Source organism: Microcoleus sp. OTE_8_concoct_300 (genome assembly GCF_031383065.1).
Classification (GTDB): domain Bacteria; phylum Cyanobacteriota; class Cyanobacteriia; order Cyanobacteriales; family Microcoleaceae; genus Microcoleus.
The window spans coordinates 1-16,622 of record NZ_JANMZH010000229.1 but is presented as its reverse complement, the minus strand read 5'-3'; the positions used below and the strand labels follow the sequence as shown (position 1 = coordinate 16,622).

General features: G+C 45.2%; 5 protein-coding genes. 4 read left to right on the top strand and 1 reads right to left on the bottom strand.

The window, feature by feature from the left end; genetic code table 11:
• The coding region (locus tag ACUVJL_RS11125; RefSeq protein WP_445245899.1) for a hypothetical protein at positions 1-202 on the top strand (202 nt) is incomplete at its 5' end.
• A gap of 454 nt (positions 203-656) precedes the next feature.
• Here the strand turns inward: ACUVJL_RS11125 and ppsA are convergent.
• On the bottom strand, positions 657-3,134 hold the full coding sequence (gene ppsA, locus ACUVJL_RS11120; protein WP_445245898.1) for a phosphoenolpyruvate synthase: 2,478 nt from the start codon (positions 3,132-3,134) through the stop codon (positions 657-659).
• A gap of 780 nt (positions 3,135-3,914) precedes the next feature.
• On the opposite strand from ppsA, the gene ACUVJL_RS11115 reads away from it, so the two are divergent.
• From ACUVJL_RS11115 to ACUVJL_RS11105, 3 genes are all read left to right on the top strand, one after another.
• Complete coding sequence (locus tag ACUVJL_RS11115; protein ID WP_445245897.1) at positions 3,915-10,409, top strand: PAS domain S-box protein; 6,495 nt, start codon at positions 3,915-3,917, stop codon at positions 10,407-10,409.
• A gap of 266 nt (positions 10,410-10,675) precedes the next feature.
• Positions 10,676-11,881: a hybrid sensor histidine kinase/response regulator gene (locus ACUVJL_RS11110; RefSeq protein ID WP_445245896.1), complete on the top strand. Its 1,206-nt coding sequence runs from the start codon at positions 10,676-10,678 to the stop codon at positions 11,879-11,881.
• A gap of 1,065 nt (positions 11,882-12,946) precedes the next feature.
• On the top strand, positions 12,947-16,622 hold a 3,676-nt coding region (locus tag ACUVJL_RS11105; RefSeq protein WP_445245895.1), incomplete at its 3' end, for a PAS domain S-box protein.

Here is a 16,622-nt window from a genome sequence, read left to right as displayed (position 1 = left end):
GGCAGAGCGCATCACCCACAAAGACAGCAGCGACGGAGCTAAACCTATGAAAATAATCAGGAGAGCCGTTAACACTTTTTCAAAGCCTGCAGGTAGGAATATTTTTTTTAATTTAGACGATCGGCAACAGAAAATCCTCCCGGAAAAGACGGTTTTAAATCACAAAAGTTCCGGGTCAAGTCTCAAACTATTATCCCGTTAACCGCCCGTGCGTTAACCGTTTGTTGGCGGGTGAGGAGGGCGATCGCTGTTGGCGCCACTTTTTTCGTAAAGCGCATCGCCAGGGCTCAACAAAGCCAGAAACGCAGGTAGGGTGTGATATCATTTCCGGTTACACCGGAATGATGTTGACGGTTGACGGTTGACAGTGAACAGTCAACAGTGAACAGTCAACAGTGAACTCGAATTTACTATTCCGAGGCTAACGGATTTGATATGATATTAGATCCGGTCAATTACCCGGAATAAAAGAGGTTTGTAGTGACGAATGCAAGGCCTGATCAAAATCAGAGGACTTGGATTCATCACTACAAACGGGATATCGGTTATTCTACAGGGCTAGATATGAGAAACCGGGTCGAGTTCAAAAACAACCAAGCCAGAAAAGGGCGCAGCTATTGTTTGAGAAACTCGGTTTCTCTCAAAAACCAAAACGGTTACACTTTAGCAACCTCCGTCGCTAAATCCATTACCGCACCGGAAGCCTCTACCTTAGCGACATCTAACAAAGTCTTCAAAACCGAATCGGGATTCAAACTAATCGAATCAATCCCCAACTGAACCAAGAAACGAGCAAACTCAGGATAATCGCTGGGGGCTTGACCGCAAATCCCAATCTTGCGATCGTACTTCTTCGCCGCTTTAATGGCAATTTCTACCATGCGCTTGACAGCTTCATTTCGTTCGTCAAAGATGTGCGCGACTAAAGCAGAATCCCGGTCTAATCCTAATGTTAGCTGAGTTAAATCGTTAGAGCCGATCGAGAATCCGTCAAAAACTTGCGCGAATTCATCAGCAAATATGACATTGCTGGGCAATTCGCACATCACATACACTTGCAAGCCGTTTTCGCCCTTAACTAAACCGTGTTTTGCCATCTCTGCCAACACTTTTCGCCCTTCCTCCGGGGTGCGACAAAATGGAATCATCGGAATCACATTTGTCAAGCCCATTTCGTCGCGAACTCGCTTCAATGCTTTGCATTCCAAAGCGTAAGCTTCGCGGTAATTCGGGTCGTAATAGCGAGACGCGCCGCGCCACCCGATCATCGGGTTTTCTTCCTTGGGTTCAAACTGCCGTCCTCCCAAAAGATTAGCATATTCGTTGCTCTTGAAATCGCTCATCCGCACGATGACTGGATTTGGATAAAATGCGGCGGCAATTGTGGCAATTCCGTGGGCTAGTTTGTCCGTGAAAAAATCGGGTTTGTGTTGGTAAAGCGCTGTCAGTTCTGCAATTTCTTCCTTGACTGATTCATCGGTCAATTCGTCAAAGTGAATCAGTGCCAGCGGGTGTGCTTTAATGTGATTGGCAATGATGAATTCCAGCCGCGCCAAGCCTACGCCGTCGCAAGGAATTGCTGACAAACCAAAAGCTTCTTCGGGATTTCCCACATTCATTAAAATTTGAGTGCGGGTGCGGGGCAAATTCTCGATCGCAGTTTCTTGAATTTCAAAAGGAAGCAAACCGGCATAAACTTTGCCTTCGTCTCCTTCGGAACAAGAAACAGTGATTTCTTGATGGTTTTTCAAGATTTGGGTGGCGTCGCCGGTGCCGACAATGGCGGGAATTCCCATTTCTCGGGCGATGATCGCCGCGTGACAAGTGCGGCCGCCGGAATTGGTGACGATCGCACTTGCTTTTTTCATAATCGGTTCCCAATCAGGGTCGGTTTTGTTGGTAACTAAAACTTCTCCTGATTGAAATTCAGCGATTCTGTGAACATCTAAAATCACGCGGGCTTTGCCTTGTCCGATTGATGCGCCAACGGCGCGTCCTTTTGCTAAAACTGCACTGGTGCCTTGCAATTTGTAGTTGCGTAAAACTGTAGCCGACTTTTGAGATTGTACTGTTTCGGGTCGCGCTTGGACGATAAACAATTCGCCCGTATTGCCGTCTTTTGCCCACTCAATGTCCATCGGGGTATAAGTCCCGCGCACTTGGGAGTAGTGTTCTTCTATAACTACGGCCCACTGTGCTAGTTGCAGAATTTCATCATCTTTTATGGCAAATTTATTTTTTTCGGCGGCTATCACCGAGACGTTTTTGGTGTATTTAGAACCGCCGATATCGTACACCATTTTGAGTGTTTTGCTGCCGAGGCGTTTGTCTAAAATCGGGCGAAAACCTTGTTTTAATGTTGGTTTAAAGACGAAGTATTCGTCGGGGTTGACCGCGCCTTGGACAACGTTTTCGCCTAATCCGTAGGCGGCGGTGACTAATACGGCGTTTTTGAATCCGGTTTCGGTGTCGATGCTGAACATGACGCCGGAGGATGCTAAGTCCGATCGCACCATTTTTTGCACGCCGACAGATAAGGCGACTTCAAAGTGGTCGAAACCTCGGAGTTGGCGGTAAGAAATTGCTCTATCGGTGAATGTGGAAGCAAAGCATTTGTGACAGCATTCGAGGACGCCAGCGCAAGCTTGGACGTTGAGGTAGGTTTCTTGCTGTCCGGCAAAACTGGCGTCTGGTAAGTCTTCGGCGGTGGCCGAGGAACGCACTGCTACGTCGGTATTGTCGCCGTAGCGATCGCACAATTTTTCGTAAGCATCCGCGATCGCCGCTTGTAGTTCTCGCGGAAACGGTGTATCCAGAATTAGTGCCCGCGCTTGCTTGCCTTTTTGTCGCAGGTTCTGCAGATCTTCTACGTCTAAATCAGCAAATATTTCGCGCAATTTAGCTTCTAAACCCGCCGACTGGATGAAGTAGCGGTAAGCGTGTGCTGTAGTTGCAAATCCGTTGGGAACTCTGACTCCTTGGGCAGTTAACTGTTGAATCATTTCGCCTAAAGAAGCATTTTTCCCGCCTACTAATGGGATGTCGGCGATGCCGACTTCATCAAACCACAATACTAAGGCTTTTTCTTTCGGAATTAAAACTTGTGTTTCTGGGATTGCTAATTTTTCTAGCATTGCTTTTTTCCTCTCAACTTCAGCTCACTTAGATTTAAAGAGAGTAAACAAATGACAGCAAACAAATTACAGTCATTTTTTTAACGTAGTTTTGTTGCGAAAAATATCTAATTTTTTCCGAGGCTCTATGCAGCAAAGTTTTTTACCCCCTCTATTTCAAGACTATCACTTTTTTGCTAAATAGCAAGACCTGTGGAGAAAATTTATTTGATTGCAAAAAGTAAAGAAATAGCAGGAAGGAGTTTCTGTAAGCTATCATAAAAGAACTGGTAAAAATGTGAATATCGAAGATAATTCCCACCGCTTTTTTGGCGCTGAGCACGCATTGGTGCGGGGATACCGCTCGGATTGTGTTGGTAGCGGAATCGAAGGACAACAAAGGGTGGGTTTCCCTCGCGCGAGGGAAACCCACCCAAAAACGGATACAAGTTTCCGACAGGAGTCGTGAGCCGGCCAAAATTTTATACTAAGGTTCAACCTCCCCGATTCATCTGTGGAGTAAATCTCAAATCTCACATCTAAAATCGACTGACAGGGATCTCCCCCAAAAAACACCACACCCAGCAGCTTAGTTTCCTCCTGAAACCGAGCTTCTAAAAACCGTAAAAATTTTTCCTTTGATTGCGTGGATTTACTTAGAGCAAAAACCCCGTCGCAGAGAAGGGATAGTAACTGTTGAATTCCAGAGTTTTTAACTTGAAGCGGCGGGATTTTTTGCTAGGCAATTATTTATATGCTATAATAGTGAGCTCGACTGTTTTATGACCACAAAAAAGGTATATGATATCAGTTTTGAGCCCCAGCGCAAAGCGAAACGGCTTTAAAGTTCTTCTGGTCGAAGACAATCAAGCCGAAGCCGATCTGATCGAAGAATTATTATTAAAAACAAATGTCAGCAGATCCCATCCTCAAACGCTGTCAGTAAGGTGTACAGACCGTCTGAGCAAAGCGCAACAACTTTTGGTCGGCGAAGGTTTTGATGTGATTTTACTAGACCTTTCGCTGCCCGACAGCCAAGACTTAAGTACAATTGTCAAAATACAAGAATACAGCCTAAATACTCCGATTGTCGTACTGACAGCCCGCAACGATGAAGAACTTGCCGTGCAGTCAATCCAAGCCGGAGCTCAGGATTATCTAGTCAAGCGAAACATCGACAGCGAAGTGTTAATTCGATCGCTCCGCTACGCAGTCGAGCGGCAGCAAAACCAAGAAGCTTTGCGAAAAAGCGAAGAAAAATATCGCTCGGTAGTCGAGAATTCTCTCGTCGGAATTGCCATTCTTGCTCCTGGAAATTATCCCTCAGAACCCGAAAAATGCGAGTGCTTGGAAGTGAACGATGCTTTGTGCGGTTTGCTGGGATACGATCGCCAAGATTTTTTGCACAAAAATTGGGAAGAGTGGGGTTTCCCTGACGATTGGCAGGCTACCTTAGTGCAGTTAAAAAAAATTTTTGCCGGGGAGAGCGAAGGCTATGTTTTAGACAAAAAGTGGCGAAAAAAAAACGGAGAAACCGTTTATACTAGAGTTTCCCTGCGCTGTATTCGCGGCCGGGACGGCTCCATCGACCGGATGATTAAAGTAGTCTTGGATGTGAGCGATCGCTACCATTACGAAGCTAAATTAAAAGCATCAGAAGAGTTTTTGAATCACACGATTAATGCTACTCCCGACCCAATTTTTGTCAAAGACGAGCAGCACAGGTGGGTCGTATTAAACGACGCTTTTTGCGACTTGATGGGAAAAAGGCGATCGGAACTGATAGGCAAGTCTGGATATGAGTTTTTCCCCCCAGCACAAGCCGATTTTTGGGGGCAACAAGACGAGCAAGTATTGCAAAGAAGCATTCCTGAGCAAACCGAAGAAACTTTTACAGATAGCGCCGGCAAAGAACGCATTCTATCTACTAAAAAAACTGTCTTAACCAAAACCGACGGCACTAAAATGTTAGTCGGAACAATGCGAGATGTGACAGAGTACAAGCACCAGCAAAGAGCTTTGCAGGAAAGCGAAGCTCGATTGCAAGTAATGACCGACAATGTGCCGGGAATGATTTATCAATTTCGGCTTTATGTAGATGGTAAAACATCTTTTACTTACGTTTCTTCGGGCAGTTGGCAGCTCTACAATTTACACCCAAAAGAAATAGAAGAGAATGCCAGTTTGGCTTTTGCAACAGTTCACCCAGACGACATCTCAGACTTGCAGCGCTCGATCGCAACTTCAGCGGCGACTCAGCAACCTTGGCAACACCAGTGGCGGCAAATTATGCCGGACAAAGTGAAGTGGCTGCAAGGCGCGTCGAGACCGGAAAAACAAGCGAACGGCGATATAGTTTGGGACGGTTTGGTGATGGATGTCACCGAATTAAAACAAACCCAGCAAGACCGCGATAGATTTTTTAATCTCTCGCTGGATTTACTTTGCATCGCAGGTTTGGACGGCTATTTCAAACGCTTAAACCCGGCTTGGTCAAAAGTATTAGGTTACAGCAGCGATGAAATGCTAGCCCAACCTTTTATAGAATTCGTGCATCCAGAAGACCGATCGATAACTATAGCTGAATTAGAAATACTTAAAAAGGGCAACCCCATTATTAACTTAGAAAACCGCTATCTTTGCCAAGATGGTACTTATAAATGGCTGTCGTGGACGGCATCGCCGTTTGCAGAAGAAGGTTTGTTTTATGCAGTTGCTCGCGACGTTACATTTAGCAAGCAAGCTGAAGCTGAATTACGCAAGAGTGAAGCCACCAAACGCGCTCTTTTAAATGCGATACCTGATATGATATTTCGCTGTCGGGCAGACGGTACTTTTGTAGATTTCAAAGCTGCCAAAGATTTCGATAATATCCTACCGCCAAAAAGAGTAATCGGTCAAAAAGCACAAGACATATTGCCTGCTGCTTTTGCTGAAAAAATCATGGCCGGCAATCAACAAGCGATCGACACTGGCGAGATTCAAGTCGTAGAATATCAAATGCCAGTTAATGGTGAACTGTACGATTTTGAAGCCAGAATTGTCTTCTGCACGGAGGACGAAATTATCGCGATCGTCCGCGACATCACTCAACGCAAACGTTCCGAGTCACTACTCCACAGGCAAGCAGTAGCAATGGCCCAAGCTTCCGAAGGTATCGCCATATTCAGTGCCGCCGGAGACGTGATTTATTGCAACGCAGCCCGACTAAAAATCTACGGTTACGACTCTCTGGAAGAAATCTTAGGCAAAAGTTGGAAAATATTCTACGAAGGTGCCCAACTGCAAAGGTTCGAGCAAGAAGTCATGCCGGCTTTAGTGCAGAAAGGTTGTTACAGCACCGAAGCAGTAGGATGCCGCCGCGACCGCTCGAAAGTCCCTCTAGATGTCTCGCTGACAATGCTGCCCGACGGGGAAATCATTTGCATTGTTCGCGATATTTCCGAAAGAAAACAAACAGAAGCAGCACTGCGAGAAAGCCAGCGGTTCACTCAACAAATTGCTGAGGCAAGTCCTAATATTTTGTATGTTTATGACTTAATAGAACAAAAAACTATCTATGCGAACGCTTCTATATACCACATTCTCGGCTATACAGTAGAGGAGATTCAGGGAATCGGGCCGTGGATGAAGCCAACTTTAATGCACCCGGAAGATTCAATCAAAATACCAGATTATTTACAGCAAGTCGAAACGGGCACGGAAGGGGAGATATTTAAATTTGAATACCGAATCAGGCACAAAGATGGTTCTTGGCGCTGGATTGTCAGCCGAGATACTGTATTTGCAAAAACACCAGACGGTAAGTTAAAACAAATTCTAGGCACGGGAACTGATATTACAGAAAGCAAGCAAGCAGAAGATGAAATCAAGCTGTTGCTGGCAGCAACTCAAGCAATTAGTCAGTCTGCTGATTTTCACAGCGCCCTCCCAGAGATTCTGCGGTTGCTGTGCAATGCGATCGGCTGGAATTTTGCGGAAGCCTGGATACCGACTGCTAACGGTACTTTTTTGGAACACAGCGAAACTTGGTACGCTAGCGATCGCGATTTAGATAGGTTCGGCCGCGAAAGTAAAAAAATTAGATTCGCCGCCGGAGTTGGAGTACCCGGACGGATTTGGTCAACGCGAAATGTAGAATGGATTGAAGATATTTCTATAGCCAAAAATCATCTTTTTGCCCGATCGTCCATGGCGGCAGGAGTCGGATTGAAAGGTTGTTTCGGAGTGCCAATTCGCGCTAGCGCAGAGGTGCTGGCAGTTTTAGTATTCTGCAAGCGCGACCGATCGATTATGGAACCGCGTATAGTAGAGTTGGTCAAGGCGCTAGCGACTCAGTTGGGCGATCATCTTCAGCGCAAACAAGCCGAAGAAGAATTGCGCAAAAGTGAAGAACGCTGGCAGTTAGTTCTCAAAGGCAATCAAGACGGAATTTGGGACCTGAATCTTCAAACAAATGAAGTTTTTCGCTCAGCCCGCTGGCACGAAATTATCGGTTACGCAGACGGCGAAATCGACAGCAGCAACAGCGCATGGATCGATCACGTGCATCCAGACGATCGTTCACGGGTGCAAGCAGCCATCCAAGATTATCTCGATCGCCAAACCCCCAATTACGCCGCCGAATACCGCTTGCAGTGCAAAGACGGCAGCTATAAGTGGGTGCTCGCCCGCGCTCAAGCAGTATGGGACAAAGCCGGCAATCCCCTGCGGATGGTGGGTTCGATGACGGATATCAGCGATCGCAAAGCAGCAGAATTAGCTTTACTGCGGGTCACTCAAGCCGTCGAAAGTACCAGCGACGCGATCGTGATCGCCGACTTGACAGGGCGGCCTATTTACCACAATCAAGCCTTTATTCAGCGTTACGGCTACAGGGTGGAAGAACTCAACGATATCGCCGATATCGCCGTGCTTCCTGTCCGGCATAAAAATTACAAACAAATCTATAAAAGCCTTCGCAAAGGTCGCTCTTGGTGCGGCGAACTTGCCCTGCGCACTAAGAGCGGCGAAGCAGTCACTGCTCTGGTGCGAGCCGACAGCATTAAAGATATAAATGGCAGTTCAATCGGCTTAATTGGAGTGATTACAGATATCACAAAACGCAAAGAATCCGAATTAATCTTGCGCCAAAACTTAAAGCGCGAACAGTTGGCATTAGCCATGCTGAAACGCATTATATCTTCTCTCAATTTAGAAGAAATTCTCACCAAAACCGTAGAAGAAGTGCGGCATTTTTTGCAAGTAGACCGCACTGTTATTTATCAATTCAATCCGGATTGGAGCGGGTTTATCGCTGTCGAGTCGGTTGCCGAAAATTTCCTATCAATTGTAGGAATGGAAATTTATGACCCCTGTTTTGGGGAAGCCTACGTTACTCTTTACCAAGAGGGCAGAGTTAGAGCCACAGAAGATGTTTACAATGCCGGCCTAGCCGAGTGCCACTTGGCTTTGTTGACTCAGCTTGAGGTGAGAGCGAATCTGGTAGTGCCGATTTTGCAAGGCGAAAACTTGTGGGGGCTGTTAATTGCCCACCACTGCACGGGCCCTCGTCCCTGGCAGCAATTGGAGGCAGAGTGCCTGAAACAATTGGGGGTGCAGTTGGCGATCGCCATTCAGCAATCGACGCTATTTGAACAAGCACAAACCGAAATTGCCGAGCGCAAACTTGCAGAAGCGGCCCTGCAATTAGCTAAAGAATCCGCCGAATCCGCCAACCGTGCTAAAAGCGACTTTCTGGCCAACATGAGCCACGAATTGCGGACGCCTTTGAACGGAATTTTAGGATACATTCAATTGCTGAAAATAGATAAGAATTTAACCGCCGATCAGCACGAAAGTCTCGACAACGTTCAACAGTGCGGCAACCACCTGTTGATGCTGATTAATGACGTTTTAGACCTCTCCAAAATCGAAGCTAGTAAAATGGAACTCTCACCGACAAACGTGCATTTTCCCAGCTTTGTTAAAAGTATTGTTGATTTGTTCCAGATGCGATCGGAGCAAAAAGGAATTGCCTTTAATTACGAGCAGTTGTCGGCGCTGCCAGACGGCGTTTTTGCTGACGAAAAAAGGTTGCGCCAAGTTTTGATTAATTTGCTCAGCAATGCCGTTAAGTTTACCGAGAATGGCGGCGTTACATTCAAAGTCGGTTATGCACAAAATTCAGCCGAAAATTATCCTAAAACCAACAGGGCAAACTCTAGTTTTACAGCGTCCAGTGCCACTCAAACAATCAATTTGACCGCGAATTTAGACGCGCAGCAAAAGTCGCTGCCGCCGCAGGAAACAAAAGAAGCACGCGAGGTGATAACAGCAGCAAATACGGGCACTCGCGCCCCTACCGCTAAAATTCGCTTTCAAATCGAAGATACTGGCATTGGCATCGGGCAGAATAAATTAGAAGAAATATTTTTGCCTTTTCATCAAGTGGGCGATCATAACAATTTCGTAGAAGGTACCGGACTGGGACTTTCAATCAGCCAAAAATTAGTCAAAATGATGGGCAGCCAAATTCGCGTCCAAAGTACCTCCGGCAAAGGCAGCATATTTTGGTTCGATCTGGACTTGCCCGCAGTCGCCCAGTGTTCAGAACTCCCATCCACGCAAGAAAAATGCCGGCTTGTCGGTTTTAGCGGCCGCCAGCGGAAAGTGCTCATCGTGGATGATCACGAAGTAAATCGCGCCATGATGCACAGGCTTCTTTCTCATTTGGGTTTTGAAATTGCACAAGCCACAGACGGCGAAGACTGCTTACGCCAAGCACAGGAATTTCTACCGGATATAATTTTAATGGATTTGGTGATGCCCGTAATGGACGGTTGGGAAGCTACCAGGCGGCTGCGACAATTGCCGGAATTAAAAGATGTGGTTATCCTTGCTTTGTCCGCTAACGTTTACGAGATTACCAGGCAAGAGAGCATACTTGCAGGTTGCGATAATTTTCTCACCAAACCAATTCAAACTAACGAGCTTTTAGAATTATTGCGCCTGCATTTGAGACTAGAATGGGTTTACGAAGAAGGAGGGGAAACCAAACAGCGGAAAGCTCAAACTCCCACAGCATCACCTGAAATTGCTGCTGCTGACTCAACGATGGTGTCTCCTGCCTCAGAGTCAGTCTTGGCCTTGTTAAGATTGGCTGCAATGGGCGATATTGAGGCTATTCTGGAAGAAACTGCTAAACTAGAAAATTCTGACCCGACATTAGTGCCTTTCGTTCATCACCTGCGCCAACTTACTAAAGGATTTCAGCTCAAGCAAATTCGAGATTTTTTGAAGCAACATTTGTCCTAAAATTGACGGTAGCTAACAGACCACTCAAAATCAGTTAAATCTCGGGCTCAAAGTACCATTCTCAATCAGGGGTTCTGGGCTTGGGCGAAGCGACAAGTTAAGTTGCTTGTGGGGCCCGCACTCGCAGCCCGCTCCTAAAATGGTTATTGCAAATAGAAGCATCTACGAAGCAACCGGGTTTCTAGAGCCGCATAAAATCCCTTGAATCCGATTTAAAGTCACAACCCACAACTCAAAACTCAAACATTTGAATGTTTCCCTTGAATATGAACGATAAGAATTCCGAAAGAAGCATCATACTAATTGTCGATGACAACCAAACAAATCTTGACGTACTTTTCGAGTTGTTAAGGAATTACGGGTTTAAAGTATTAGTGGCTCTAGACGGCGAAAGTGCGATCGAGCAAATTGAATACATCCATCCAGACTTGATTCTTTTGGATATCATGATGCCAGGAATTGACGGTTTTGAAACTTGTCTGCGTTTGAAAGCAGACCCGTCAACGCAAGACATTCCCATCATATTCATGAGCGCCCTTTCCGATACGCTTGATAAAGTAAAAGGCTTTCAGACAGGAGCCGTTGACTACATCACTAAGCCTTTCCAGCACGAAGAAGTATTGAGCCGCATTCAAACTCACTTGACAATCCGCAGCTTGCAAAAAAAACTCGAAGAAAAAAACCTCGAACTTGCCCACCTCAACCAAAACCTGGAAAGACTTGTCGAACAAAAAACCAAGCAATTAATCGACCAGGAAAAAACAGCCATCATTGGACGTTTGACCCAGGGAATGGTTCACAACCTCAAAAGTCCGCTGCAAGTGATCCAGACTAGCGTCGATTTGATTGAAACAAAAGCCACAAAAATTCAAGAAGACACTCTGTTTGATTATACTAAGTATATTTTTCAAGCTGTCACAAAAATCAATCAGATCATGGATACTCTGATGATGAAAAGCAGAAAAGAGCAAAAGCAAGATTTGCACCCTGTGAATATTAACGATTTAGTGCAGCGAGAAATTCAGCTATTGGAAGGCAACCTGTATTTTAAAAATAAGATTAGAAAAAAATACTTTTATGACGAAGAAATTGCCAGCATTCCATTAATTTATTCCTATATTTCTCAAGTATTTTATAACTTAATCAATAATGCAATGGATGCTATGTGGGAAAAGAAAAGCCGGGAACTAACTATCGTAACTAGGCAAGACGACTCCAACATATACATGGACATTGCAGATACGGGATGCGGCATATCATCTGAAGATTTGTCAAAAGTTTTTGACCCTTTTTACACCTCTAAGCCACCTAAAGGCGAGGAAAAAAGTGAAGGCGAACCGACAGGAACTGGTCTCGGACTTTATACTTGTATTGAACTTTTAAAACCTTTTAACGGTGAGATTGCTATTAGCAGCAATGTCGGCCAAGGCAGCGTCTTTACAGTTGTGCTGCCCAAACCGCCGAAAACTTAATCGACTCAACTGACTAAAATTCTGTCCGGTTAGACAACCGTAAAGAAGTTCGTAATTAGGTTCGTAGTAAGGAATGCAAGTCTTGGTTCCTCCCGCAATAGAGGACTTTCATTGCTCAATACAAACAGGCGCTAATTGTGGGTAATTTACCGGACACAATCGAGCGAGCGTGTCCCGTAAATCAACGGTAATTCTCGTAAATTTGTAGTAATATCAGTTGGAAAAAAGAATGCAACTTTAGGCAAGCTTCAAACCGCAATTTAAAATCTCAAATCTAAAACTTAAAATCCTATAAGGAATGCAAGTCCGGATTCGTCCGCGCTCTTTTGCCTTGCCCCTTGCTATTCTCCTGCCAAAGGTTGTAAATTAAGACAGAGTTGAGTTGCAACATTGGTAAGAGTGTCACTAACTCAGCCCTAAAGGGACGCTCGCTTGTAAGAGAGATCGAAGCAAGCTGTACTGACGGGCCTACGTCTTCATTGACTACGTTTTTTGGGTCACGACACTCCTTGAATGCGAGGCTAGTTTTGGGCTCTGTCGCTTGTAGTTAAACAGTCTTAAAGTCACTCTCGACAGTGCTGCAAGCTTAACAAGCCCTCAAAACAAAGGCACAAAGCGAACATTACCCTGAAAGGGTGAAGGAGACAACCATATCTCCTGGAGGGGCAACCATACCCCTCTCCCCGCAAGGGGATTCAAGGCGGTTGAAACCGCCGGGTCGTTTCCCACGAGCGGACTCAATCCACGCTCGTTTCGCACTTACTGAGTATTTTTTATGATGATTTTCGGTACGAGGTTTGGGGCGAGGCGGACAACTTCCAGCGCACAACTCAATTCTACAAATAAATCTGGGGGGTCTGCAAGCACCCAGCGCACCCTAAAGCCTGGGCTTTAAGTTCCCCAATTAATGAGCTAGGTAAGTGTATCACCTGCTGAGATTTTTTTATTACTTAAAAATAGCAAAAGAATACCAGTTAAAAAAAATGCCACTGTACCCAAGAGCAAAACGGCGATAGTCATCAGTCATTCTAACTCTAAAATCTAAAATCTAAAATCTAAAAGGGTATGACATCTATTTCTGAGCCAACTTTAACGCCTGCTTGCTTGAAAGTTCTTTTAGTAGAACACTGTGCAGAAGATGCAGAACTCTTTCAAGAACTGCTATCTGATCATCGACTGGGACAATCAATTGATTTGACGAATGTAGTTAGCCTCCAGGAAGCTATTGAAATTTTAAGCTGCGAGATTTTTGATGTAATTTTATTAGACCTTTCAGTTCCTGACAGCCCAAAACTTAATACTTTTTTCCGGCTGCAAGATTGCGGTATAAATATTCCGATCGTCATTCTGACAGCCGGCGATGACGAAGAACTGGCCCTCGAGTTAATTGCCGCCGGCGCCCAAGATTATCTGGTGAAAAGACAAGTAGACAGCCGGCTGCTGGTGCGGACCCTCAGGTGCGCGATCGCCCGCCATAAACGGCAAGCAGAATGGCAAAAAAGTCAAGAAAAATACCAGCAGGTTGTTGAAAATATCAAAGAAGTAGTTTTTGAAACAAATACTGCTGGCAATTGGACTTTTCTCAATCCGGCTTGGACGGAAATTACCGGATTTACCGTTGATGAAAGCTTAGGAACTTCCTGTTTGAGTTACATTCATTCTGACGATCAATACCAATATTTAAATTCGTTTAGGTCTCTGAGCGAAAATCAAGAAACGTCCTGTTGCTATCAAATTCGATATCTTACCAAAAATGGCGAAATTCGCTGGGTGGAAGTGCAGGAAGGTTTGATTTTTGACTGCGACGGCGCGGCGCAGGGGACGACAGGAACTATCCACAATATTACGGATAAAATTTTAGCACTCTCAGAACTGGAAGCTAGTAAAAAGTTTTTGAATTATACGATCGATGCACTGGCTGACCCAATTTTTGTCAAGGACGAACAGCACCGCTGGATACTGTTAAATAATGCTTTTTGCAAGCTAATCGGGAAGCAGCGCGAGGAACTGCTGGGCAAATCGGATTACGACTTTTTCCCAAAACAAGAAGCTGAATTTTTTGGGCAGAATGACGAACAAGTGTTGAGGACGGGAAAAGAAAACGAGACCGAGGAAATATTTACGGACGCCAGCGGTGCAAAGCACATTCTGTCTACTAAAAAAACTGTCTTTGAAAATACCGACGGCAGTAAAATTCTCCTCGGCATAATTCGAGATATCACTCAGGATAAGCGCCAACAATTAGCGCAGCAAGAAAGCGAAGCTAGACTGCGGCAAGTTGCTGCCAATTTGCCTGGAGTAATTTATCAATTTCGCCTCTCAACCGACGGCAAAAAAACTTTTCCTTACATTTCTTCTGGCAGCCGCGATTTATCTGAATTGCCACCAGAAAATCTTCAGCAGAATCCCCAACTCGTTTTTCGTTTTATTCATCCAGACGACCGCCAAAAATTTGAAAAATCTATTGCTTTTTCTGCGGCAAATATGCAGCCATGGCAGCAGGAATGGCGCGCGATTGTGCCGTCGGGAAAACTTAAGTGGATGCAAGGGGTTTCGAGACCAGAAGGAGTTGATTGTCCGACTGAAATAGGGCAGGATGGGGATATAGTTTGGGAAGGCATGGTGCTGCATATTACTGAGTTAAAACAGGCAGAAGTAGCTTTGCGGGAGAGCGAAGCAAGATTTCGCTCGCTCGTTGAGAATATCCCCGGCGCTATCTATCGTTGCCTGTATGACGGTGAGTGGACGATGGTATTTATTAGCGATGAAATTGAGGCAATTAGCGGCTATCCTGCTGGGGATTTTATTAGCAACAACCGCTTGAGTTTTGCGAGTATCATCCATGAGGCAGATACTGAAATGGTCTATCGACAAGTCAGCGCAGCAGTAGAGTCGAAACAGCCGTACCATCTAGAATACCGGATTGTTCGCGCTGACGGCGCGGTGCGGTGGATGTCGGAAAGAGGTAGACCGACTTACAATCTAGAAGGGTTGGTTTTGTGGCTCGACGGAGCGATTTTTGACATTACCGATCGCAAACAAGCCGACCTGACTCTGTGCCTGGTAACTCAAGCTGTAGACAGCGCTAGTGATGCGATCGCGATCGCAGATTTGGACGGTTATTCCGTTTATCACAATCAAGCATTTATTCAGCGCTATGGCTATACAGTTGAAGAACTAAATAATGCCGGCGGTCCAGCAGTAATGTACGCCAAATCTCAAGATTTGAAAAAGTTATTTAGGGTGCTAAGGAAAGGTTTTTCCTGGGAGAGTGAAATTGAAATTAAGACTAAAAATGGCGAGATTATAGAAACTTCATTGCGAGCTGACAGCATTAAAGATAGCGCCAATAAACCAATAGGAATGATAGCCATAATTGCAGACCTCACAGAAATAAAACGCACTGAATCGGCATTAAAACTCAGTCAAGAGCGATTGCAGTTGGCGCTTTCAAGCAGCTCTTTGGGACTGTGGGATTGGAATATAGCTACTGGCGAAAATTATTTCGATTTTCATTGGAAATCAATGCTCGGTTACGCAGAAACAGAAATTGAAAATAAGTTCCAAGCTTGGGAAAGTTTGCTGCATCCCGAAGACCGACCGAAGGTAATGGAATCTTTAAACTCCTATTTGGAAGGTCGCACTGATATCTATGAAGTTGAATTCCGGATGCTCAACAAAACCGGAGATTGGCAGTGGATTATGGCGATTGGCAAGGTAGTAGAGTACGACGAATGGGGTGGGCCGTTGCGGATGGCTGGTACTCACAAAGATATCAGCGCCCGCGTTGCAGCAGAAGCCGAAAAAACGCTGTTAATCGCATCTCTGCAACAACTTGCCGAACAGTTGCAAGAAGCGCAAAAAATAGCCCGCATCGGCAATTGGGAAGTCGATATGGAGGCAGGAATTATTACTTGGTCGGAAGAACTGTTTCGAGTTTACGGTCGAGAATTGAATCGGCCGCCGACAATGGAAGAACTTTTAGAGCTCATTCATCCCGATGACAAAGAAAGGTTTACACAAGTTGTGCAAAAGGCAGTGACTGAAGGGACAGCTTACGACATCGACCACCGCATCTGTTTTCCATCAGGAGAAATTAGGCACGTTAACGCTAAAGGAAAAGCTGTTAAAAATGAGTTTGGTCAGGTGGTGCGACTGTGTGGCACGGCAATGGACATTACCGATCGCAAAAAAGCCGAAACTGCTTTGCAACAAAGCGAACAGCGATTTCGAGCTGTATTTGAACAAGCGGCGCTCGGCATTGTTAAAGTGGGGCCAGACGGTAAATTTTTGAGGGTAAATCAAGGCTTTTGCAATATTGTCGGATACTCACAATTGGAACTGAAAGCGCTAAAAATTGGGGATATTTCTCACCCGGAAGATGTAGAAGTAGATGTCGAGTCTAGCAACAGACTGTTAGCTGGGGAAATTTTTAATTATTCAGTTGAGAAACGCTTTGTTCGCAAAGATGGTTCATTTGTGTGGACTAATGTGACTGTATCTTTAGTGCGGGATGCAGTTGGGGAACCGAGCTACTTAATTGGTGTGATTGAAGATATTAGCTCTCGCAAACTTGCCGAGACTATCTTGCGCCAGCAAATAAAGCGAGAACGCTTGGTGGTAGGGATGCTGGAACGCATTCGCTCTTCTCTAAATTTAGAAGAGATTTTGACAAAAGCTGTTGCTGAAGTACGGCAATTTTTGCAAACAGACCGGACAGTTATTTATCGCTTTAATCCCG